Source organism: Rahnella sp. WP5 (genome assembly GCF_000745615.1).
In the GTDB taxonomy this organism is placed as follows: Bacteria; Pseudomonadota; Gammaproteobacteria; order Enterobacterales; family Enterobacteriaceae; genus Rahnella; species Rahnella aceris.
Genome location: NZ_JQJR01000017.1, coordinates 47,985 through 67,233, shown reverse-complemented (window position 1 = coordinate 67,233; position 19,249 = coordinate 47,985). Strand labels below are relative to the sequence as shown.

General features: G+C 54.1%; 19 protein-coding genes and 1 pseudogene. 7 read left to right on the top strand and 13 right to left on the bottom strand.

Annotated features, from left to right (window positions below):
* The 3 genes and pseudogenes from EX31_RS15240 to EX31_RS26560 form a co-directional block, all read left to right on the top strand.
* On the top strand, positions 1 to 2,040 hold a 2,040-nt coding region (locus EX31_RS15240), incomplete at its 5' end, for a hemagglutinin repeat-containing protein (RefSeq protein WP_037035472.1).
* Positions 2,040 to 2,300 carry a hypothetical protein gene (locus EX31_RS15235; protein WP_037035471.1) on the top strand — a complete coding sequence of 87 codons (261 nt, stop codon included), beginning with the start codon at positions 2,040 to 2,042 and terminating at the stop codon, positions 2,298 to 2,300. The genes EX31_RS15240 and EX31_RS15235, both read left to right, overlap by 1 nt.
* 94 nt (positions 2,301 to 2,394) lie before the next feature.
* Positions 2,395 to 2,556: pseudogene (locus EX31_RS26560) on the top strand (FhaB); the annotation flags it as partial.
* Between the two features lie 66 nt (positions 2,557 to 2,622).
* Here EX31_RS26560 and yigL read toward each other — a convergent pair.
* A complete protein-coding gene (gene yigL / locus EX31_RS15230) occupies positions 2,623 to 3,432 on the bottom strand; it encodes a sugar/pyridoxal phosphate phosphatase YigL (RefSeq protein ID WP_037035470.1) in 810 nt (269 codons plus the stop codon).
* Positions 3,433 to 3,480: 48 nt separating this feature from the next.
* On the bottom strand, positions 3,481 to 4,473 hold the full coding sequence (gene pldB, locus EX31_RS15225; RefSeq protein ID WP_013577503.1) for a lysophospholipase L2: 993 nt from the start codon (positions 4,471 to 4,473) through the stop codon (positions 3,481 to 3,483).
* 122 nt (positions 4,474 to 4,595) lie between these two features.
* Between pldB and rhtB the strand changes: the two genes are divergently transcribed.
* Positions 4,596 to 5,216 (top strand): homoserine/homoserine lactone efflux protein, encoded by a 621-nt coding sequence (gene rhtB / locus EX31_RS15220; protein ID WP_037035469.1) that lies wholly within the window; start codon positions 4,596 to 4,598, stop codon positions 5,214 to 5,216.
* Between the two features lie 64 nt (positions 5,217 to 5,280).
* Here rhtB and rhtC read toward each other — a convergent pair whose 3' ends face one another.
* The 3 genes from rhtC to pldA form a co-directional block, all read right to left on the bottom strand.
* Positions 5,281 to 5,898, bottom strand: a complete 618-nt coding sequence (rhtC, locus tag EX31_RS15215) for a threonine export protein RhtC (protein WP_013577505.1) — start codon at positions 5,896 to 5,898, stop codon at positions 5,281 to 5,283.
* A 37-nt stretch (positions 5,899 to 5,935) separates the two neighbouring features.
* A complete protein-coding gene (recQ, locus tag EX31_RS15210; RefSeq protein ID WP_013577506.1) occupies positions 5,936 to 7,768 on the bottom strand; it encodes an ATP-dependent DNA helicase RecQ in 1,833 nt (610 codons plus the stop codon).
* A gap of 128 nt (positions 7,769 to 7,896) precedes the next feature.
* Complete coding sequence (pldA, locus tag EX31_RS15205) at positions 7,897 to 8,775, bottom strand: phospholipase A (RefSeq protein WP_037035468.1); 879 nt, start codon at positions 8,773 to 8,775, stop codon at positions 7,897 to 7,899.
* A 254-nt stretch (positions 8,776 to 9,029) separates the two neighbouring features.
* On the opposite strand from pldA, the gene EX31_RS15200 reads away from it, so the two are divergent.
* Together EX31_RS15200 and rarD are read left to right on the top strand one after the other, a co-directional pair.
* Positions 9,030 to 9,512 (top strand): thioesterase family protein, encoded by a 483-nt coding sequence (locus EX31_RS15200; protein ID WP_013577509.1) that lies wholly within the window; start codon positions 9,030 to 9,032, stop codon positions 9,510 to 9,512.
* 48 nt (positions 9,513 to 9,560) lie between these two features.
* Positions 9,561 to 10,475 carry an EamA family transporter RarD gene (gene rarD / locus EX31_RS15195; protein ID WP_037035467.1) on the top strand — a complete coding sequence of 305 codons (915 nt, stop codon included), beginning with the start codon at positions 9,561 to 9,563 and terminating at the stop codon, positions 10,473 to 10,475.
* On the opposite strand, the gene EX31_RS15190 is transcribed toward rarD, so the two are convergent.
* Positions 10,440 to 11,507 (bottom strand): AbrB family transcriptional regulator, encoded by a 1,068-nt coding sequence (locus tag EX31_RS15190; RefSeq protein WP_369794807.1) that lies wholly within the window; start codon positions 11,505 to 11,507, stop codon positions 10,440 to 10,442. The genes rarD and EX31_RS15190 overlap by 36 nt on opposite strands.
* Before the next feature lie 6 nt (positions 11,508 to 11,513).
* On the bottom strand, positions 11,514 to 12,464 hold the full coding sequence (corA, locus tag EX31_RS15185) for a magnesium/cobalt transporter CorA (RefSeq protein ID WP_013577512.1): 951 nt from the start codon (positions 12,462 to 12,464) through the stop codon (positions 11,514 to 11,516).
* Between the two features lie 419 nt (positions 12,465 to 12,883).
* Between corA and EX31_RS15180 the strand changes: the two genes are divergently transcribed.
* On the top strand, positions 12,884 to 13,360 hold the full coding sequence (locus tag EX31_RS15180) for a WbuC family cupin fold metalloprotein (protein WP_037035466.1): 477 nt from the start codon (positions 12,884 to 12,886) through the stop codon (positions 13,358 to 13,360).
* Positions 13,361 to 13,502: 142 nt separating this feature from the next.
* Here the strand turns inward: EX31_RS15180 and uvrD are convergent, their stop codons facing one another.
* The 6 genes from uvrD to EX31_RS25380 all read right to left on the bottom strand — a co-directional run bounded on the left by uvrD (position 13,503) and on the right by EX31_RS25380 (position 19,211).
* Positions 13,503 to 15,665, bottom strand: a complete 2,163-nt coding sequence (gene uvrD / locus EX31_RS15175) for a DNA helicase II (protein WP_013577514.1) — start codon at positions 15,663 to 15,665, stop codon at positions 13,503 to 13,505.
* Between the two features lie 96 nt (positions 15,666 to 15,761).
* Positions 15,762 to 16,478 (bottom strand): 5-amino-6-(5-phospho-D-ribitylamino)uracil phosphatase YigB, encoded by a 717-nt coding sequence (yigB, locus tag EX31_RS15170; protein ID WP_037035464.1) that lies wholly within the window; start codon positions 16,476 to 16,478, stop codon positions 15,762 to 15,764.
* Positions 16,478 to 17,389, bottom strand: coding sequence for a tyrosine recombinase XerC (xerC, locus tag EX31_RS15165; RefSeq protein WP_037035463.1), 912 nt, complete (start codon positions 17,387 to 17,389; stop codon positions 16,478 to 16,480). Before xerC ends, yigB begins: the two co-directional genes overlap by 1 nt.
* Positions 17,386 to 18,090, bottom strand: coding sequence for a DUF484 domain-containing protein (locus tag EX31_RS15160; RefSeq protein WP_013577517.1), 705 nt, complete (start codon positions 18,088 to 18,090; stop codon positions 17,386 to 17,388). Before EX31_RS15160 ends, xerC begins: the two co-directional genes overlap by 4 nt.
* On the bottom strand, positions 18,087 to 18,911 hold the full coding sequence (gene dapF / locus EX31_RS15155; protein WP_013577518.1) for a diaminopimelate epimerase: 825 nt from the start codon (positions 18,909 to 18,911) through the stop codon (positions 18,087 to 18,089). Before dapF ends, EX31_RS15160 begins: the two co-directional genes overlap by 4 nt.
* 96 nt (positions 18,912 to 19,007) lie before the next feature.
* Positions 19,008 to 19,211: an LPS translocon maturation chaperone LptM gene (locus tag EX31_RS25380; protein WP_013577519.1), complete on the bottom strand. Its 204-nt coding sequence runs from the start codon at positions 19,209 to 19,211 to the stop codon at positions 19,008 to 19,010.
* Positions 19,212 to 19,249 lie beyond the last annotated feature (38 nt).

The window sequence follows — 19,249 nt, the reverse complement described above, 5'->3', positions numbered from 1 at the left end:
CAGTGGCTGGAAGGAGAAAACAGCAGCAGCGGCGGCGCAATAGGGATTGGCATCGGCATGGGCGAGAGCGGTGCCGGTATCAACATCTCCGCCAGCGGCAACGCCTCCAGGGGCAGCGAGTCGGGCAACGGCACGCAGCATAACGAAACCACCATCGACGCGGGCAACCGCATCAGCATTAACAGTGGCGACGACACAACGATTGCCGGTGCGCAGGTCAGCGGCAACAGCGTGGTGGCGGATATCGGCGGCGACCTGACCATCAGCAGCCTGCAGGACAGCGACTATTACGACAGCAGCCAGAAGAGCATCAGCGGCGGCGCCAGCTTCTCATTCGGCACCATGACCGGTTCGGGCGGCATGAGTGCCGCTAATGACAAAATGAACAGCGACTACAACTCGGTCACTGAGCAGAGCGGTATTTTTGCCGGTGACGGCGGCTTTGATATCACGGTGGGCGGGCATACGCAGCTCGATGGCGCGGTAATTGCCAGCACAGGTTCGGCCGATAAAAACCACCTCGACACCGGTACGCTGGGCTTCAGCGACATCGGCAATAAAGCGGAATACAGCACCGAACATCAGGGCGCAGGCATCAGCACTGGCGGGAGTGTTGCCGAGAACTTTATCGGCAATATGGCGAATGGCGTGCTGGTGGGCGCAGGCGGTGAAGGTGAGGCATCCGGCACCACGAAAGCGGCGATTTCTGCGGGCACCATCAACATCCGCGATACCGAAAACCAGCAGCAGGACGTGGCTGATTTAAGCCGTGATGTGGAACATGCCAACGGCAGCATCAGCCCGATATTCGACAAGGAGAAAGAGCAGAAGCGGCTGGAAATCGCGCAGGCGCTGGGGGACGCAGGCAGCCAGGCAATGGATATTGCACGGACGGCGGGTGAGATTAAAGGGCTGGAAAAAGCGAAAGCCGCGCATCCGGAACCGAGCGGTAAAGACCTGCTGGAGACAAAAGAGTACAAAGACACCCAGAAACAGTACGGTACCGGAAGTGATATCCAGCAAGGTATCAGCGCAGCGACGATGGCACTTCAGGGGCTGGCGGGCGGTGATATGGCAGCAGCACTGGCAGGCGGTGCGGCTCCGTATCTGGCGGAGCAAATCAAGAAACAGGTCGGCGAAGACAACGCTGCCGCCAATGCCATTGCCCACGCGATTGTGGGCGGTGTCATCGCAGAGCTTCAGGGACGTGACGCCGCTGCGGGTGCGGCAGGTGCCGCTACCGGTGAGCTAATCGCACAGGTGCTTTATCCGGGCGTGAAACGCGAAGACCTGACGGAGAACGAAAAGCAGAAAATCGTGGCGCTGAGTACGCTGGCCGCGGGTCTGGCGGGTGGAATTGCAGGTGATGATACAGAAAGTGCTGTTGCGGGTGGTCAGGCAGGTAAGAATGCGACGGAATACAATCACTTTAATCTGCCTTCAGGGATGATGGATTATATTGATACAGCAGGCTCATGGAATCAGTTTGCTGTAGATAATAATCTCTCGCCCGAGCAGACACAGGCAGGGCTGGATAAAATAGCGAAAGGGGATTTGCCGGAAGGGGCGAATATCACCAAAGCGATAGTCGAAGGCTATCAGGATGGCGTATTTATGGCCGGTGCGTTTTATCTTGGTCCGACAATAGCCATAGGAAAAGGCATTGCCGGTGCGGTGATTGGCGGAGGGGCTAATTCTGCATTCCAGTATATAAATATGGCACCCGATGGTGAGTTCAGTTATTACAGTGCAGCGTTTGCGGCAGGAGCAGGTTATCTGGCTCCGGGTTATAAAATCGGCGGAAATACGCTGATTAACATGGGCGGCGCATTTATGACGGATGGACCGAGTTTGTCTGGTCAGGGCGGAGCCATTGCGGGTTCTGTGTTCGGCGGGGGATTTGGGAAATATGCGCCTGATTTGCTTGCGCCGTATGCGGGTAGCGCCTCTGGTGTTTTGGGGGATATCGGTGGTGCCCTAACATTTGAGTCAATTAATGACAGAGCGAAGCAAATATTAAAAAATGATGAGAGTAAATAATGAAGAGAAAAATGACATTGCGAATATCTCTTTTATTATTAATTTATCTTTTTGTGGCATTCTTTATTTTAAGTATAACTGCAAGAGTTATCACAGGTGTTGTGTATTCTGGGGAAATATATTTGCTTTCAGGAGAAATTATTCAATCAGCAAAAATGAGTTTTGTGGCGGGGGCGTTGGGAACACTTGTTGCTTTTATCTTCAATAAAATAGACGAATACAACGCCCATAAAAAACCCCCAACCAATCCTAATGAATGACTTTCACAAACGCATATCCCGGTTGCCTGCGCCGGGATATTTTCCCGCTCACTCAGCAAACCGGATCACCGCTATGAACAGCGACTACCACCCGGTGGTTGAGCAGTCCGGTATTTTTGCTGGTGACGGCGGCTTTGATATCACGGTCGGCGGGCATACCCAGCTCGATCGCGCGATGATTGCCAGCACAGGTTCGGCGGATAAAAACAGCCTCAACACCGGCACGTTAGGCTTCAGCGGCATCGGCAATAAAGCGGCAGATACAGATCCCAAAGCAGGACAACCGCCCTGCTTTGGTTCTACGACTTTGCTTCAAAACCGATTAGCTTTCTTCGGCCAGATACATCTTACGCAGGTAATGCGGCACGGCATCGTCAGCATTGGATCCGATGATTTCTGCATCCGGCATGGCAGCTTTCAGACGTGGCAATGAACCGCTCATCAGACAACCTTTACCGGCCATGCTCAGCATTTCCAGGTCATTCAGGCCATCACCAAAGGCGATGCAATCCTTCAGGGAATAACCCATCAGCTTGGAAACATATTCCAGCGCATGCCCTTTCGATACGCCGCCTGCCATCACTTCCAGACATACCGGCAGTGAGAAGCTGACATTCACACGGTCGCCCCAGCGCGCATTGATCGCTTCTTCCAGTGGCAACAGTTTTTCATGATCTTCACAGGTGAAATACACTTTGCAGATACCGTCAGTTTCCAGCAAACCCGGTTCATACAGTTTGTATTTGAAAACGGATTCGCGGAAAAAATCATCCTGATCGGCGCGGTCACGGTTCATGTACCAGTCATCGTTGCGATAAACGTTGGTCAGAATATCCGGATTGTTATGCATGATGCCGAACAGGTCTCTGGCGATGTCTTCATCCAGATTGTGCGAGAAAATCAGGTCACCGTCGGTGTTATGCACGCGCGCACCGTTGGAGGTGATCATGTACGCACTGATTTCCAGATTGTCGCGCATCTGCGCTACATCGATATGGTGACGCCCGGTGGCGAACACGAAATGCACGTCGCGCTGGGTCAGCAATTTCAGCGTCTCTTTGGCGAACGGGCTCAGGGTATGATCAGGTGATAGCAGCGTGCCATCTAAATCGGAAGCAACAACATGGTACATAGCGTTAGGTTCTAACCTCTGATGGAGTTGTGCGCGGCGAACCGCGGATTAATGCTGTCGCGCAAAAAAGCGCATGATAGCGTCCAGCGCCTGTGCCCTCAGGTCGTCCCGTTCAAACAGGATCTCATGGCGCGCGCCTTCAATGACCAGCGGTTTTTCCCCTTCACAAGGGTGTCCCGCAACGGCCATGGCCTGACAAAAAGCAAGATGGGACCGGTTATCCACCACACGGTCTTCGCTCGCCTGCAATAACAGAACAGGGGTGGTGATTTTTTCGGCTTCTTTCAGGATATGCATCCCCGCCTCAATCCCTTCACGTACCCAATGATAGGTTGGCCCGCCGACCTGCAGCTCAGGGTAATCGGCATAAAAACGCAGATTACGGCGATAACGCTCACGGCTGTGTGTCAGGCGGTTGACCACAAACGGTAATGGCCGCCAGTGACCGGTGCCCAGCGCATAGCCGTCACGGCGTAGCGGACGATTCTCCGCCCAGTTGAGGATCCGGCGGGAAATCCAGCCCGGCATGGGCAAATAAATGCCGGTCATCGGCGCGAGTAACGCCGCTGCATCAAACTTGTCCGGATTTTTCGCCAGAAACAGCGCCAGGATCGCACCGCCCATGGAGTGTGCCAGCGCGAACTTTTTCGCGTACTGACGTGGGGCAATCTCCAGCTGATAAAAGCTTTCGAAATCCTCAACATAATCGTCAAAATGCTTAACGTGGCCACAATGCGGATCGTCGAGCATACGCCCGGAGCGCCCCTGACCGCGGTGATCGACAATCATGACATCGTAGCCGCAATGGAATAAATCGTAGGCTACTTCAGGATATTTTACGTAGCTTTCTATACGACCCGGTGACACCACGATGACTTTATCATGCGCGGGGGAACAGAACCGGACATAGCGGATCGGGACATCGTCAACGCCGCTAAACTCGCCTTCTTCGCGCGTACGCCAGAAATCCAGCAAAGGTCCGGTCGCAAAGGCGGAAAACTCCTTCTCTCGTGTTAACCACTTCCCAAAATTCACAGGCATTCAATGATCCAAAGTCGTCAGGCAGGGAGGAGGAAAAGTGTTATTTGTGAGTTATAGCGCAATTATAAACAATGGCGTATTGTGCCATAAAACAACATAAAACGTATTCAGGGAGTCTCGCAATGACACTTGACTGGTGGTTAACCTACCTGCTCACCACTTCTATTTTAAGTTTATCCCCCGGCTCCGGTGCCATTAACACGATGAGTACGGGCATCAGCCACGGCTATCGCGGGGCGGTGGCGTCAATCGCCGGGTTACAACTCGGGTTATCCATCCACATCGTACTGGTCGGTATCGGGCTGGGCGCACTGATCTCATCATCGCTGATGGCCTTTGAAATTCTCAAATGGCTGGGTGCGGCGTACTTAATCTGGCTGGGTATTTGCCAGTGGCGTTCTGCCGGTGCGATTGATCTGAGCGCGCTCGCCAGCAGTATGCCGCGTCGCCGTTTATTCAAACGCGCCATCCTGGTGAACCTGACCAATCCAAAAAGCATTGTGTTTCTGGCCGCGTTATTCCCGCAGTTTATCATTGCGCACCAACCTCAGGCTGCACAATACGTGGTACTCGGCGTGACCACCGTCGTTGTCGATATTATTGTGATGATCGGTTACGCCACGCTGGCCACGCGCATCGCCGGTTGGGTGAAAGCACCGAAACAAATGCAGTTGCTGAACCGCATCTTTGGCTCGCTGTTTATGCTGGTGGGTGTGTTACTGGCAAGTGCGCGGAAGGTTTAACGCCGCAAAATGCAAAAAGGGTTCGGCATCAACCGAACCCTTTTTCATGTGCAAAATGCGTTGATTAACGATTCACGATAAGCGCAACACCAAAGCCTGCAAACACCACGCCTGCCACGCCATCGATCCATTTTGCTAAACGCTGATAGCCGCGACGCATTTTCGGCAGGGCAAAAACCAGCGCCACTAGCGAGAACCAGGCCAGGGTTTCCACCACAATCAGCAGAAATATACCCAGACGCTCGCCACCGCTGACACTGTCGCCAACGAACATAGAGAACACGCTGCCGAAGTAAATAACAGCTTTAGGATTCGAAAGATTGGTCAGCAGCCCGCGCATAAACGTGCGGCCACGGGCAGGCAGCGTTACCGGAGTGTCGTCGCCGTTTTGTTTTTTAGCACGTGCTGATTTCATCAACTGCCAGCCCATCCAGCACAGATAGAGGCCGCCACCGACGGTGATGATCTGATGCAGCCAGGCCATTTTTTGCAGAATTAAATGTAATCCCATCAGCGCAACCGCTGCCCACACCAGTACGCCGAGCGTAATACCAATCACGCCCATCATGGCTTCTTTACGCGACCGGCTGGCGGCGGTTTGTGAAACAAAGAAGAAGTCCGGCCCCGGACTCATCAGCGCGATCAGATGAACCATCGCAACCGTCAGGAATAGCATCAGCATGATTAACTCTCTGTGTTATGTGTAGGAAACAGAATTCTTATTCGTCGCCGTTATCGATGTGATCGCGGATCATCGCCATAAATGGCCTGCCGAATTTCTCCAGCTTACGCTGACCAACCCCCGTGATGTCCAGCAAATCGCTCGCGCTGACGGGCAGATGTTCAGCCATTTCCAGCAGCGTCGTGTCGTTAAATACCACGTACGGCGGCACATTATTGTCATCCGCCAGTGACTTACGCAGTTTACGCAATTTAGCAAACAACTTACGATCGTAATTCCCGCCGTAAGTTTTCTGGCTGGCACTGCTTTTAATTTTGAGCGTCTGAATACGCGGCACGGCCAACTGCAACGGGATTTCGCCCCGTAAAACCGGACGCGCCGATTCCGTCAGTTGTAACGCCGAGTGCATGGCAATATTTTGCGTAATCAGCCCGAGATGGATCAGCTGGCGAACTACGCTGGTCCAGTGTTCGTTGCTGTGTTCTTTGCCGATGCCGTACACAGTCAGCTTGTCGTGGCCGTATTCGCGGATACGCTGGTTATTCGAACCGCGCAGCACTTCGACCACATACCCTAAGCCAAAACGTTGTCCGACGCGCGCAACCACTGACAGCGCTTTCTGCGCATCCAGCAAACCGTCATAGCGTTTTGGCGGGTCAAGACACACATCGCAGTTACCGCAGGCGTTCTGTTTGCCTTCACCGAAGTAATTGAGCAGCACCAGACGGCGGCAGGTTTGCGCTTCCGCAAACGCATTCATGGCATTCAGCTTATGGCGTTCAACATCCTGCTGAGCGCCCGCCGGTTTCTCTTCCAGACAGCGGCGCAGCCAGGCCATATCAGCCGGATCGTAAAGCAGCACCGCTTCGGCAGGCAGGCCGTCACGCCCTGCCCGGCCCGTTTCCTGATAATAAGACTCGATGGTGCGTGGAATATCAAAGTGCACCACAAAACGCACGTTAGGTTTGTTGATGCCCATCCCGAAGGCGACGGTGGCGACCACAATTTGCAGGTCGTCGCGCTGAAAACCTTCCTGCACGCGGGCGCGGGTGTCGTTATCCAGCCCGGCGTGATACGCGCCGACGCTCAGCCCGCGGCTTTGCAGACGGGCGGCTGTGTCTTCCACTTTGGCGCGGCTGTTACAGTAAATAATGCCGCTTTTGCCGCGCTGATCCTGTACAAAGCGGATCAGCTGATCGAGCGGCTTAAATTTTTCCACCAGCGTGTAACGGATATTCGGACGGTCAAAACTGCTGACCTGAATCAGCGGATCGTTCAGCTCCAGCAGACGGACGATATCGTTACGGGTGGCCTCATCGGCGGTCGCGGTCAGGGCGATCACCGGCAGTTGCGGATAACGCAGTTTCAGCTGGCCGAGCGCGCGATATTCCGGGCGGAAATCGTGGCCCCATTGGGAAATACAGTGAGCTTCATCGACGGCAAGCATCGCCGGATTCCACTGTTGCAGCTGCTCGAGGAAATCACCCATCATCAGGCGTTCCGGTGCGATATACAGCATTTTGATACGTCCCGCGCGGCAACCGGCCATCACTTCCAGCTGTTGCTCACGGGTTTGCGTTGAGTTCAGGCAACCGGCTTCAACGCCTGCGGCCATCAGCTGATCGACCTGATCTTTCATCAGCGAGATGAGCGGCGAAACAACCAGCGTCAGGCCGTCCATCACCAGCGCGGGAATTTGATAGCACAGCGATTTACCGCCGCCTGTTGGCATCACTACCAGACAATCCCGGCCAGAAAGGGCGGTATTGATGATAGTTTGCTGGCCTGGTCTGAATTGCTGATAGCCGAAGGTATCGCGTAATACCTGATGAGCCAGCTCTTCTTTGTTTATCACTGCCGCCGTAGACACTCAATTCCCCAACTGTTCAAACCACCCGGCTAAGCCCTAAAGCCGCCGGGGCTGTACTGCACCGACATAATATACCCTAAATAATTCCGGGTGCGGCCAACGCAACTGCAACCAGAAGTATGGCGCAATTACATGATGTCGTTAAGCATGATACCCACACCGATACGGGTCTGCTTATGGTTGTAGTCGATCAATGACTCGCCGTAGCCGCTGAATACCTGAGTATAGAAGCGGACCTGTTTGGAAATCGGGTAGCTCCAGCCAGTCGTCGCACCGCCGTAACCGGTATTCCAGTTGTAACGGCTTTCCACGCTGAACACGCTGTCACCCCACGCATAACCGACTTTCAGGCGGTAATAACCCATGTATTTGTTGATGTCCGGGTTATCGTCGTTTTCATCGCTTTCAGGGATGCGGTACCACGGTTTTAAATCCACCTGCCAGTTACCGTTTTGCGCCATGAAACGGGCATACACACGGTTCCAGCTGCGGGACGTCGGATCTGAGCGGCCGTTAGACTGATGACTGACACCATATTCTGCTTCACGCAATGTCCAGCCGAGGAAATCGTAATCCGTCGCCCAGGCGAGGAAAAGTTGTGGCTCGTAGTTGGTCTCACGAAAAGGTGAAGACTCGCCGCTGTTGGAAAGCTGCCAGAATGATTTTTGCGTATAAGACGCACCGAGCACCGAGTTATCACCTGCAATTCCACGCCACAACGGGAACGCCAGGCTGAGCTGGAACTCGACTTCATCATGACGTGCTTTATCTGCCCAGTCGTAAGACTGAATGGCTTTCTTGTTGATATTGCTGGTATCAGTGTAAATCAGGTAGTTTTGTTCGTAAGGATATAATGTGAACGGGTTGTCGTGCTCCTGCAACATATTCGCAATAATACTTCCGCGTACCGCAGGTTTATCATGCACTTCCTGCACAGTGGCCTCTGCGGCGTGTCCCAGTATTGGCATCGCCAGCATGGCGGCTCCGACAGCCCAATTTTTACGCATTATTCCTTACCCTCACCCTAAAGTTATCGACTGATTATTTTTGAAAATATGCCGTCTGCCCGGCCAACCACGCGCTGACTAAAATCCGGAAATCTCAAAGCAGGGCATTTTACACACAAATACATTTCTAGATGAGTACTGAATACATTTATCCTTCGCTGTGTAGAAATCCTTCCTGCCCGCACCTAAAATCAACACTTCGTTAACTTTTTCGGCGAACATACTGTCCACTCGTTTTCGTCAGGAATTTATTCATGTCTGCTTCATCTCTCAGCCACGAGGCTGCCCTGCAACTGATCGGCAATATTTTCGTTTACGATATGCCGTTTAACCGCGAACTGGGCCTCGAGCTGAAACGTCTCGACTGCGACTACGCAGAGTTAAAATTTACCAACCAGACAAAACTGGTGGGCAATGCCGCACAAAAAATCCTGCACGGCGGCGTAATTGCTGCGGTGCTGGATGTCGCTGCCGGTCTGGTCTGTGTGACCAGTTCACTGATCCGCCGCGACAAACCTGATCACCCGTTACTGGAAGCCGAAATGCGTCAGCGTTTATCCAAAATGGGCACCATCGATTTACGCGTTGATTACCTGCGTCCGGGCCGTGGCGAGTATTTTATTGCCTCCGCCAGCCTGATCCGTGCCGGGAACAAAGTCTCCGTGGCGCGCGTGGATTTACACAGCGACACGGGCATTCACATCGCGACCACTACGGCGACCTATATGGTGGGCTGAGATCAGGTAAACTCCGCTTCTTTCCTTACTCTTTTTTCAGGTACCCACATGGACGCACACCGTACCCGGCAAGGTGTTATTTTTGCCTTTATCGCCTATCTGATCTGGGGGATCGCGCCGGCGTATTTCAAGCTCATCAAACAGGTTCCGGCGGATGAAATTCTGACTCACCGGGTGATCTGGTCTTTCTTCTTTATGTTAGTGCTGCTCTCCGTCAGCCGCAGCTGGGGCGATGTCCGCCGGGTATTGGCACAACCGAAGAAAATCGGCATGTTACTGATTACCGCCCTGCTTGTCGGTGGGAACTGGCTGATTTTTATTTGGGCAATTAATCATAATCACATTCTGGAAGCCAGCCTCGGCTACTTTATCAATCCGCTGGTGAATGTGGTGCTTGGCATGCTGTTTTTGCGTGAACGATTCCGAAGTTTGCAATGGTTCGCCGTGGCGCTGGCTTTCGCCGGGGTGCTGGTGCAGGTGTGGGTATTTGGTTCCGTGCCGGTCATCGCCATCGGGCTGTCCCTGACATTCGCCTTCTATGGCCTGCTGCGTAAAAAAATAGGCGTGGATTCGCAAACCGGGATGCTGATTGAAACCCTCTGGTTACTGCCGGTGGCCGGGATTTATCTGTTCTTTATTGCCCACAGCCAGACCAGCAATCTGGCAGCGAATCCGTGGTCTCTGGATTTATTGCTGATGGCGGCCGGGATTATCACCACCATTCCGCTACTGTTCTTTACCGCCGCCGCTGCCCGGCTGAAGCTCTCCACGCTGGGCTTTTTCCAGTATCTCGGGCCAACGCTGATGTTCCTGCTGGCCGTGGTGTTTTACGGTGAAACCGTCAACACCTCACAACTTATCACCTTCGGCTTTATCTGGGTGGGACTGCTGTGCTTTATCGGCGATGCGCTCTATACGCAGGGCCGTTTACGACGAGGAAGAAGCGGACACAGCGCTGCGTGAGATAAAGCGCGCCATCGCGGGGCCAGTTGCCAGGATGGTGATCAGACGCAGCGTCTGCATCGCCATCACAAAACCTAAATCGGCGTGGCTGCCTGCCGCAATAATCGCCACGGTGTCCAGCCCGCCCGGGCTGGTCGCCAGATAAGCCGTCAGCATATCGACGTGCAAAAGTTTGGTCAGCACCCATGCCATGCCCCCGCAAATCAGCATCAGCCCGATAATCGAGGCAATCATCTGAGGCAGCGTACGTAAAGCCAGTTTGAAAATCGGACGCGTAAAGCGCAGCCCGACACTCCAGCCAATCAGCGTGTACGCTATCGCCAGCAGCCATTCCGGCACTTCTAAGGTCACCGTTCCGGTGGAATGCAAAACCGCGCCGACAATGGCCGGAAGCAGCAGAGCGCCGGAAGGGATACGCAGGCGCGGCCCCAGCCAGACACCGGCTACTGCCAGAAATAGCGTGGCAAAGAAACGCCAGGTGAGCGGCGGAAACCAGACCACTGCCGCCGCCAGCGATGCGCTGTCGCCCATAGCCATACGCGCAACAAATGCGGCAGCCGTGGCAACAAACAACACGCGCAGATACTGCATAAACGCCACCAGACGGACATCCGCACCGAAATCACCGGCCATCGCGACCATGGCGCTGGCACCGCCGGGTGATGAACCCCACGCGCCGGTCGGGCCGGGTAACTGGCTAAAACGTACCAGCAACCAGCCGGAAAGTCCGCTGGCAAGCAGTGTCGCCACCAGCACCATCAGCACCAGCGGCCAGTCATTGAGTAACGGCGGCAGAATCGAGGGCGACAGACTTTGCGCGATCATACAGCCCAAAATGCCCTGCGATATTTTGAAGAACAGCGGATGAATACGCACGCTGGCACCCAATAAACCCATGACGACGCCGACAATCATCGGCCCGAGCAGGAGCGCAGCGGGAACGTGGAAGGTCTGAAAAATAATGCCCAGAATCAGTGAGGAAACGACGAGGATAAACCACTGCCCCGCCGGAACCATCCTTTCCATCAGCATGGTCGGTTATAACCAGTTTTTACGTTTGAAGTACAGGTAAGGCGCCAGCCCGGCGAGGATCATCAGCGCAATCGCGCCCGGATAACCGAATGACCATTTCAGTTCCGGCATGAATTCAAAGTTCATCCCGTAACTGGAAGCCACCAGCGTTGGCGGCAGGAACACCACCGAAACCACCGAGAAAATCTTAATAATGCGGTTCTGTTCGATGTTGATAAAACCCATCGCCGCCTGCATCAGGAAGTTAACTTTCTGGAACAGGGATTCGTTGTGCGGCAACAGGGATTCGATATCGCGTAATACTTCACGCGCCTGCTCAAGCTGACCTGCGGGTAAACGAGCCTTACGCACCAGGAAATTCAGCGCGCGCTGGGTATCCATCAGACATAAACGCACTTTCCAGCCGATATCTTCCAGTTCTGCCAGCGTGGAAAGTGCAGCATCGTATTCGTCGCCCTGATGCCCTTCCATGATCACGCGGCTGAGTTTTTCCAGATCACTGTAGATATTTTCAATTTCATCCGCCAGTTGCTCTATTTTAGTTTCGAACAAATCCAGCAGCAGTTCATAGGCGTTGCCGTCAACCAGCGTCTGGTTGCGGGCACGCATACGGTAGAGACGAAATGCCGGTAATTCGCGCTCACGCAGGGTATACAGACGACCTTCGCGCACGGTAAATGCCACGGTGCTGTTGCCGGCATGATCTTCGGCATCTTCATAGTAAAAGAAGGAGTGAATGTGCAGGCCGTCTTCATCTTCAAAGAAACGTGCAGAAGCTTCGATGTCGTCCAGTTCAGGACGTGTCGCCAGGCTTTGCCCTAATTCACTTTGAACGCGCTCACGCTCCAGCTCGTCAGGTTCGACCAAATCCACCCACAATGAGGTTTTGAGATCGTCTGACTCGTCCAGCTCTAAACGGGATAAGCGGCTGTTTTCTAATTTAAAAGCACTCAGCATGTGCCCGTTCTCCCAAAAATGACAGAAAGTGGACAACGCGTTGAAGCACAGAAAATCACGGGGTGAGAATTGTCACCGGCGTAATTCAGACCAAATTCAGATCTGACTCACAGCGACAGAACGGGGGTCGCTGACAACCACTAAGGCCATCAGCAAAGAGGAGGGCCTTAGAAGTGGTACCTAATGAACAGGTTATTGAGCCAGTATCTACTGGGTGTGTCCAAGGCGAAGTTCCTCATTGATAATAGTGCGCGCATGTTACGCCGGGAATAAAAAGACTGTCAACCGCGAACAAATCTATTCTGGCAACATTTATGCATAAATTTCAGGCTGGCCTGATAACCATACCGGCTTATCGGATGGTGCTTTTTTGGCTACACTCAATGCCCTGATCTCCCCTCACTTTTCAGATACCCAAAATGATTAAGCAGATAAACCAAGATACGTTATGCGACCTGATCACCAAGGCGGCGCATTCACCGCGACTGCGTCAAAATCTGAATATGCATCCGGCGCCTGAAGATGACGTTCAGCGTCTGGCCATCGCCATGGAACCCGGCACTTATGTGCGCATTCACCGCCATCCACACACCTGGGAAATGCTGACCGCGCTGCGTGGTCGCTTTCTGGTACTGATTTACGATAACAGCGGCGAAGTCACCGACCGCCTGTGGCTCGGCGCAGAAACCCGTCTGCTGGAAATCCCGGCCAATACCTGGCACAGCGTGCTATCTCTCGACGAAGGCGGCGTGATTTTTGAAGTGAAACACGGTGCGTATCAGCCAGTTCAGGAACAGGATTATCTGCCAGGCACCCCGCCGGAAGGCGAAGCAGGCGTAAAAGAAACGCTGGAATGGTATGCGAAAGCCGAAGTGGGTGAAACATTTAGCCTCTGACCTTTCGGCTCCTCCCCCTGCGAAGGGGGAGGATGGGAGGGGGTTTTACAGACAAAACAGGAGATTAAGCGCGCTTAAACGTTGGTTTTTGACCTTAATACCCCACCCCAACCCTCCCCTTCGCCGGGGAGGGAGTTAAAAATCAGACGGCTTCGAGGCGAGCGTAGGCGGCGACGAGCCACTTAATCCCTTCGCCCGGGAACGCCACTTGCAACCGGCTGTGTTCCCCGCTGCCTTCCATATTGACGATAGTACCTTCGCCGAATTTAGGATGCACAACGCGCTGGCCGAGTTTGAAGCCGGTGTCGCTGACGCTGGTTGGCGTGCCGACGCTGCGGTTGCTCATCGGGCGTGACACACTGGCGCGCATCCTGACTTCTTCGACACAATCTTCCGGCAGTTCGCCGACAAAACGTGACGGGCGATGAGACACTTCTTTGCCGTATAAACGGCGGGTTTCCGCGTAGGTCAGGGTCAATTTTTGCATAGCGCGGGTGACGCCGACATAGGCCAGACGGCGTTCTTCTTCCAGACGTCCGCCTTCTTCCAGCGACATCTGGCTCGGGAACATGCCCTCTTCCATGCCGACGATAAACACCTGCGGGAACTCCAGCCCTTTCGCCGAGTGTAGTGTCATTAACTGCGTCGCATCCTGATTGGCATCCGCCTGCCCTTCGCCCGCTTCCAGCGCGGCATGGGACAGGAATGCCTGCAACGGCATCAGGTCTTCGTCTTCGTCCTGATAGCTGAACTGACGCGTTGCCGTCACCAGTTCCTCTAAGTTTTCGATTCGCGCCTGCCCTTTTTCGCCTTTTTCCTGCTCATACATGATGAACAGGCCGGAATCTTTAATCACCCGGTCAGTCTGCACGTGCAGCGGCATATCTGAGGTTTCATGCGCCAGTGCGTCAACCAGTTCGGTGAAGCGTTGCAGTGAAGATGCCGCACGACCTGCCAGCACTTTTTCCTGCAACAGCGCGCGGGTGGCCTGCCACATGGTCATCTGACGATCACGTGCTGTCTGGCGCACCACATCCAGCGTGCGGTCGCCGATGCCGCGCGTCGGTGTGTTCACCACGCGCTCAAAAGCGGCATCGTCATTGCGGTTCGACATCAATCGCAGATACGCCAGCGCATCTTTGATTTCCTGACGGTCGAAGAACCGCTGACCGCCATAAATACGGTATGGCATCGCCATCTGCAATAAGGCTTCTTCCAGCACACGCGACTGGGCGTTGCTGCGGTAAAGAATGGCGCAATCTTTCAGCGCACCGCCGTTGTCCTGCCAGGTTTTGATGCGGTTAACCACAAAGCGCGATTCATCCAGTTCGTTGAACGCGCAGTAGAGTGAAATCGGTTCGCCTTCGCCGTCCTCGGTCCACAGGTTTTTACCCATACGGCCATTGTTGTTTTCAATCAGTGAGTTGGCGGCTTTCAGGATGGTGCTGGTTGAACGGTAGTTCTGCTCCAGACGGATGGTTTGTGCATTCGGGAAATCTTTCAGGAAGCGCTGGATGTTTTCAACCTGCGCACCGCGCCAGCCGTAAATCGACTGGTCATCATCACCCACGATCATCACATTATTGTTGTCACCTGCCAGCAGGCGGATCCACGCGTACTGAATGCTGTTGGTGTCCTGGAATTCGTCCACCATCAGGTTGGTAAAACGTTCGCGGTAATGCTGCAAAATATGTGGCTTGTTCAGCCAGAGTTCGTGGGCGCGCAGCAACAGCTCGGCAAAATCCACCAGCCCGGCACGGTCACAAGCTTCCTGATAGGCCTGATAAATGCGTAACCAGGTCGCTTCAACGGGATTGTTGTAGGTTTCGACATGCTGCGGGCGCAGACCTTCGTCTTTTTTGCCGTTGATGTACCACATCGCCTGACGCGGGGGCCATTGTTTATCATCGATGTTCAGGGCTTTGATCAGGCGTTTGATCAGACGTATCTGGTCGTCACTGTCGAGGATCTGGAAATCCTGTGGCAAATTGGCGTCTAAATGGTGTGCACGCAGCAAACGGTGCGCGAGGCCGTGGAAGGTACCAATCCACATGCCGCCCTGACTGGTGCCGATCAGCTGGTCGATACGGTGGCGCATTTCTGCCGCCGCTTTATTGGTAAATGTGACGGCCATAATAGAATACGGCGAGCACTTTTCTACCGCCAGCAACCACGCAATGCGGTGAACCAGCACGCGGGTTTTGCCACTGCCTGCCCCGGCCAGCACCAACAGATTGCTGCGCGGCGCGGCCACGGCTTCACGTTGTTTTTCATTCAGGCTGTCGAGCAGGTCAGAAACGTCCATAGGCACCGTTTGTCAGATGAGAAAAGCACTCACGCGAAAATTATCGCCGCGAATGCATTTCCACTGTGAATTTATACAGAGTAATTTAAGAAGGGATTATAGCAATGCTGTCAGCGATGCCAACTGCGAAATCTCAATATGCGGTAACAGACGGGCATCGTTAATGTGCATCAGGTCGCCTTCGCGCAAATTAATCCAGCATGATTGCATCCCGCAACGCACCGCGCCCGCGACGTCTGTCGTCAGGTCATCGCCCACATGCAGAATGTTTTCCAGCGGGATATCCAGCTTCATCGACGTTTTTTTATACATGTCGGCGTAAGGTTTGGCACGGCCATGATCGCCCGCCCGCAACGTAAACTGGAAATATTGTGCCAGACCACAGGCGTGCGGATCGGCATTGCCGTTGGTGATAGCAACCAGCGGCCACCGTTCGGCCAGCGCCGCCAGCGCGTCGTGATTTTCCTGCGGAACATAAATCCTGCTGCGCCACTTCGCGAAGGTTTCCATTGTGGCTTTGGTGCCCTGTTCAGCCTCACTGCGACTCAGACCCGCGCGGGTCATCGCCAGCAAAACCGCCTGACGGCGCCATTCGGTGACGTCGTGATAAATCTCCGCGTCCTGCGCCAGTAATTCTGCACGCATCAGGCGGACAGTATCCGGTGCCATATCCGTCAGCGCCGGGTGGAAACCCTGCATGAATTTCAGCGTTTCGGTATCGGTACGGCGGATAACGTCGTAATTGTCATACAGCGTGTCGTCTAAATCGAAGGTGATCGCTTCAATGCGTTTCAGCGGACGATAGAACTTCATCAGGATTTTCCTCGTTTTGCGCGGGGATGCGCGGCGTCGTAAACCGTCGCCAAATGTTGAAAGTCGAGGTGGGTATAGATTTGGGTGGTGGACAGATTCGCGTGCCCCAGCAATTCCTGTACCGCGCGCAGATCCCCGCTGGATTCCAGCACGTGCGTGGCAAAAGAATGTCGTAGTTTATGCGGATGAATATGGCTGTTAACGCCCTGTTTCACGCCCCATTCAGCAAACCGTTTTTGCACGTTGCGCGCAGAAATACGGCTGCCTTTGCTCGACAAAAACATCGCGTCATCCTGCGGATTAAAATCAGCGCGGCGTTCCAGCCAGTGTTCGAGCCAGGTGACAGCCGTTCGCCCGATCGGCACTTTGCGCTCTTTGCTGCCTTTACCCAACACGCGCACTTCGCCGGAGGCCATATCGATATGTTTGCAGTCGATACCCACCAGTTCCGAAAGACGCAGCCCGCCGCCATACATCACTTCCAGCATCGCGCGGTCACGCACGGAAAGCGGATCATTGAGATCGATGTCCAGCAGTTTATTCACTTCATCGACATCAAGATTTTTTGGCAAATGCTTGGGTGAACGTGGCGTGGAAATGCCTTTGGCAGGATTGGCGCTTAATACGCCCTGACGCACCAGCCAGTCAAGAAAGCTGCGCAGCGAAGACATGCGCAGCGCCAGACTGGATGGCCCCAAACCGGCGCGTTTACTGCGCGCCAGTAACATGCGGACTTTTGGCGCATCGAGTTGCTGCCAGTGGGAAATACCGATCTCGCCGGAGATGGCGATCAGGGCTTCTAACTGGCGGCTGTAATTGGTGGTGGTAAGCGGACTGAGCTGGCGTTCAACATGCAGGTAACGCAGAAACGCCTCGACTGCGGGATAGAGAGGCGATTCGGTGTGATTCATACGCGTTCGATCCAGCGTTCCAGCAGGCCAGGTAACATTTTTGCCAGTTGGTTGAGTAGCACCGTGCCCATTCCTGGCTGATAATGCTGGGGATCACGGCTGCTGAAAATCAGCACGCCCAGCTCACCCTGTTCGCCCATCAGCGACAGTGCGACGGAACCCACGGCTTTCGCCTGCGGCAATAACAGCAGTAATTCCGGACCGTTCAGGCCGCCGAGATAATGCGGCGTTTCACCCAGACGCTGGATGCGCATGGATTCAAACGCGCTGCGGCTCACCGCAAGATGCGTGAAATCTGATGGCGCGCCGATGCGCCAGCCTTCACTGAACAAGCGCACATTGGCGCCCGCCAGCCCCAGACTGCGTGCCCAGCGTTGCAGGCGGTTAAGCATATCCTGCAAACTGCTGGCCGCCGCGAGCGTGGCCTGAAGCTCGATCATCCGCCCGAACAACGCTTCGTTGACCGAAGCCTGCTCCATCAGCAAGGTAATTTCTTCTTCAAGCTGGGCAATCTGATGACGCTGACGTCCGAGTTGCCATTCAACCAGCGAAATACTGCCTTTCACCGGATGCGGTACGTGCATCTGCTCGACGCTGCGCGCATTGCGAATAAAGAAATCCGGGTTTTGCAGCAGATATTGCATCACGCTGTCATCGTCGAGAGCTATTACCGGTTCAATCTGGTCATCAAGATTGTTCATAGATGAATAAATCCGTCGTAAACATGAGTGGCAGGTCCGGTCATATAAAGCGGATGACCCGGCCCTTTCCAGCGAATGTCGAGGCTGCCTCCCGGCAGTTCCACCTGAACTTCTTCTGCGAGTAAACCTTGCTGAATGCCAACCGCAACAGCCGCGCAGGCACCACTTCCGCATGCCTGTGTTTCACCGGCACCGCGCTCGTACACGCGCAATTTTACGCTTTCCGGGCTGAGGATCTGCATGAAACCGACGTTCACACGCTCAGGAAAACGGTCATGACTTTCCAGCATCGGCCCGAGAACCTCGACTTCTGCTGTCAGCACATCATCCACCTGTAATACGCAATGCGGGTTTCCCATCGACACCACACCGCAAAATACTGTGCGCTCTTCTGCACGCAGAATATAGGTCTTTTCCGGTTTCGCTGCACGGAAAGGCACCTGTTGCGGCTCGAAAACCGGCTCGCCCATGTTGACCTGCACTTCTTCATCTTCGGTGACAGTCAGCACCATGCGGCCGGTCTGCGTACTGACGCGGATATCACGTTTGTTTGTCAGACCTTTAATGCGGACAAAGCGGGCAAAACAGCGCGCACCATTACCACACTGCGCGACTTCACTGCCGTCCGCGTTAAAAATACGGTAATGAAAGTCTAATTCGGGATCGTAAGGAGGTTCCACCACCAGTAACTGGTCAAAACCTACGCCACGGTGACGGTCAGACAAACGACGGATCAACTCGGGAGAAAAATAGACATTTTGAGTGACGGCATCAACGACCATAAAATCGTTACCCAGGCCGTGCATTTTGGAGAACTGCATAACTGACTCCGTTTACCGCTGGTCAAATCCAGTCGCGATGATCCTTTAAGAAGAGGGTTCTGCCAGCATGGCACGAAACCCCCGACAATTTGCTGGTCAATCTCTGGAGTTCGTCGTGAGGCTTTCTGGTGATACCCCTTTTTCCTGCGACGAACCATCGTTCGCCGTACCCGGAACATTGCTGGTTTTTTGCGTAGCTGATTTTTCCGGCGGTGGGAAATACAACGGCCCTTTAAGTCCGCAACCGGAGAGAGAAAAGAGTATTGTCGCGGCCAGAGACCAGCGTAAAGCGTTTTTCATTTTATGAATGCCCGTAATTCATGCGACCAAGCTCTCTA

Excerpts from the sequence above, each read along its gene's own strand:
- EX31_RS15235 (WP_037035471.1), top strand. The coding sequence starts at position 2,040 with ATGAAGAGAAAAATGACATTGCGAATATCTCTTTTATTATTAATTTAT.
- yigL (WP_037035470.1), bottom strand. The coding sequence starts at position 3,432 with ATGTACCATGTTGTTGCTTCCGATTTAGATGGCACGCTGCTATCACCT.
- pldB (WP_013577503.1), bottom strand. The coding sequence starts at position 4,473 with ATGCCTGTGAATTTTGGGAAGTGGTTAACACGAGAGAAGGAGTTTTCC.
- rhtB (WP_037035469.1), top strand. The coding sequence starts at position 4,596 with ATGACACTTGACTGGTGGTTAACCTACCTGCTCACCACTTCTATTTTA.
- rhtC (WP_013577505.1), bottom strand. The coding sequence starts at position 5,898 with ATGCTGATGCTATTCCTGACGGTTGCGATGGTTCATCTGATCGCGCTG.
- pldA (WP_037035468.1), bottom strand. The coding sequence starts at position 8,775 with ATGCGTAAAAATTGGGCTGTCGGAGCCGCCATGCTGGCGATGCCAATA.
- EX31_RS15200 (WP_013577509.1), top strand. The coding sequence starts at position 9,030 with ATGTCTGCTTCATCTCTCAGCCACGAGGCTGCCCTGCAACTGATCGGC.
- rarD (WP_037035467.1), top strand. The coding sequence starts at position 9,561 with ATGGACGCACACCGTACCCGGCAAGGTGTTATTTTTGCCTTTATCGCC.
- EX31_RS15190 (WP_369794807.1), bottom strand. The coding sequence starts at position 11,507 with ATGCTGATGGAAAGGATGGTTCCGGCGGGGCAGTGGTTTATCCTCGTC.
- corA (WP_013577512.1), bottom strand. The coding sequence starts at position 12,464 with ATGCTGAGTGCTTTTAAATTAGAAAACAGCCGCTTATCCCGTTTAGAG.
- EX31_RS15180 (WP_037035466.1), top strand. The coding sequence starts at position 12,884 with ATGATTAAGCAGATAAACCAAGATACGTTATGCGACCTGATCACCAAG.
- uvrD (WP_013577514.1), bottom strand. The coding sequence starts at position 15,665 with ATGGACGTTTCTGACCTGCTCGACAGCCTGAATGAAAAACAACGTGAA.
- yigB (WP_037035464.1), bottom strand. The coding sequence starts at position 16,478 with ATGAAGTTCTATCGTCCGCTGAAACGCATTGAAGCGATCACCTTCGAT.
- xerC (WP_037035463.1), bottom strand. The coding sequence starts at position 17,389 with ATGAATCACACCGAATCGCCTCTCTATCCCGCAGTCGAGGCGTTTCTG.
- EX31_RS15160 (WP_013577517.1), bottom strand. The coding sequence starts at position 18,090 with ATGAACAATCTTGATGACCAGATTGAACCGGTAATAGCTCTCGACGAT.
- dapF (WP_013577518.1), bottom strand. The coding sequence starts at position 18,911 with ATGCAGTTCTCCAAAATGCACGGCCTGGGTAACGATTTTATGGTCGTT.
- EX31_RS25380 (WP_013577519.1), bottom strand. The coding sequence starts at position 19,211 with ATGAAAAACGCTTTACGCTGGTCTCTGGCCGCGACAATACTCTTTTCT.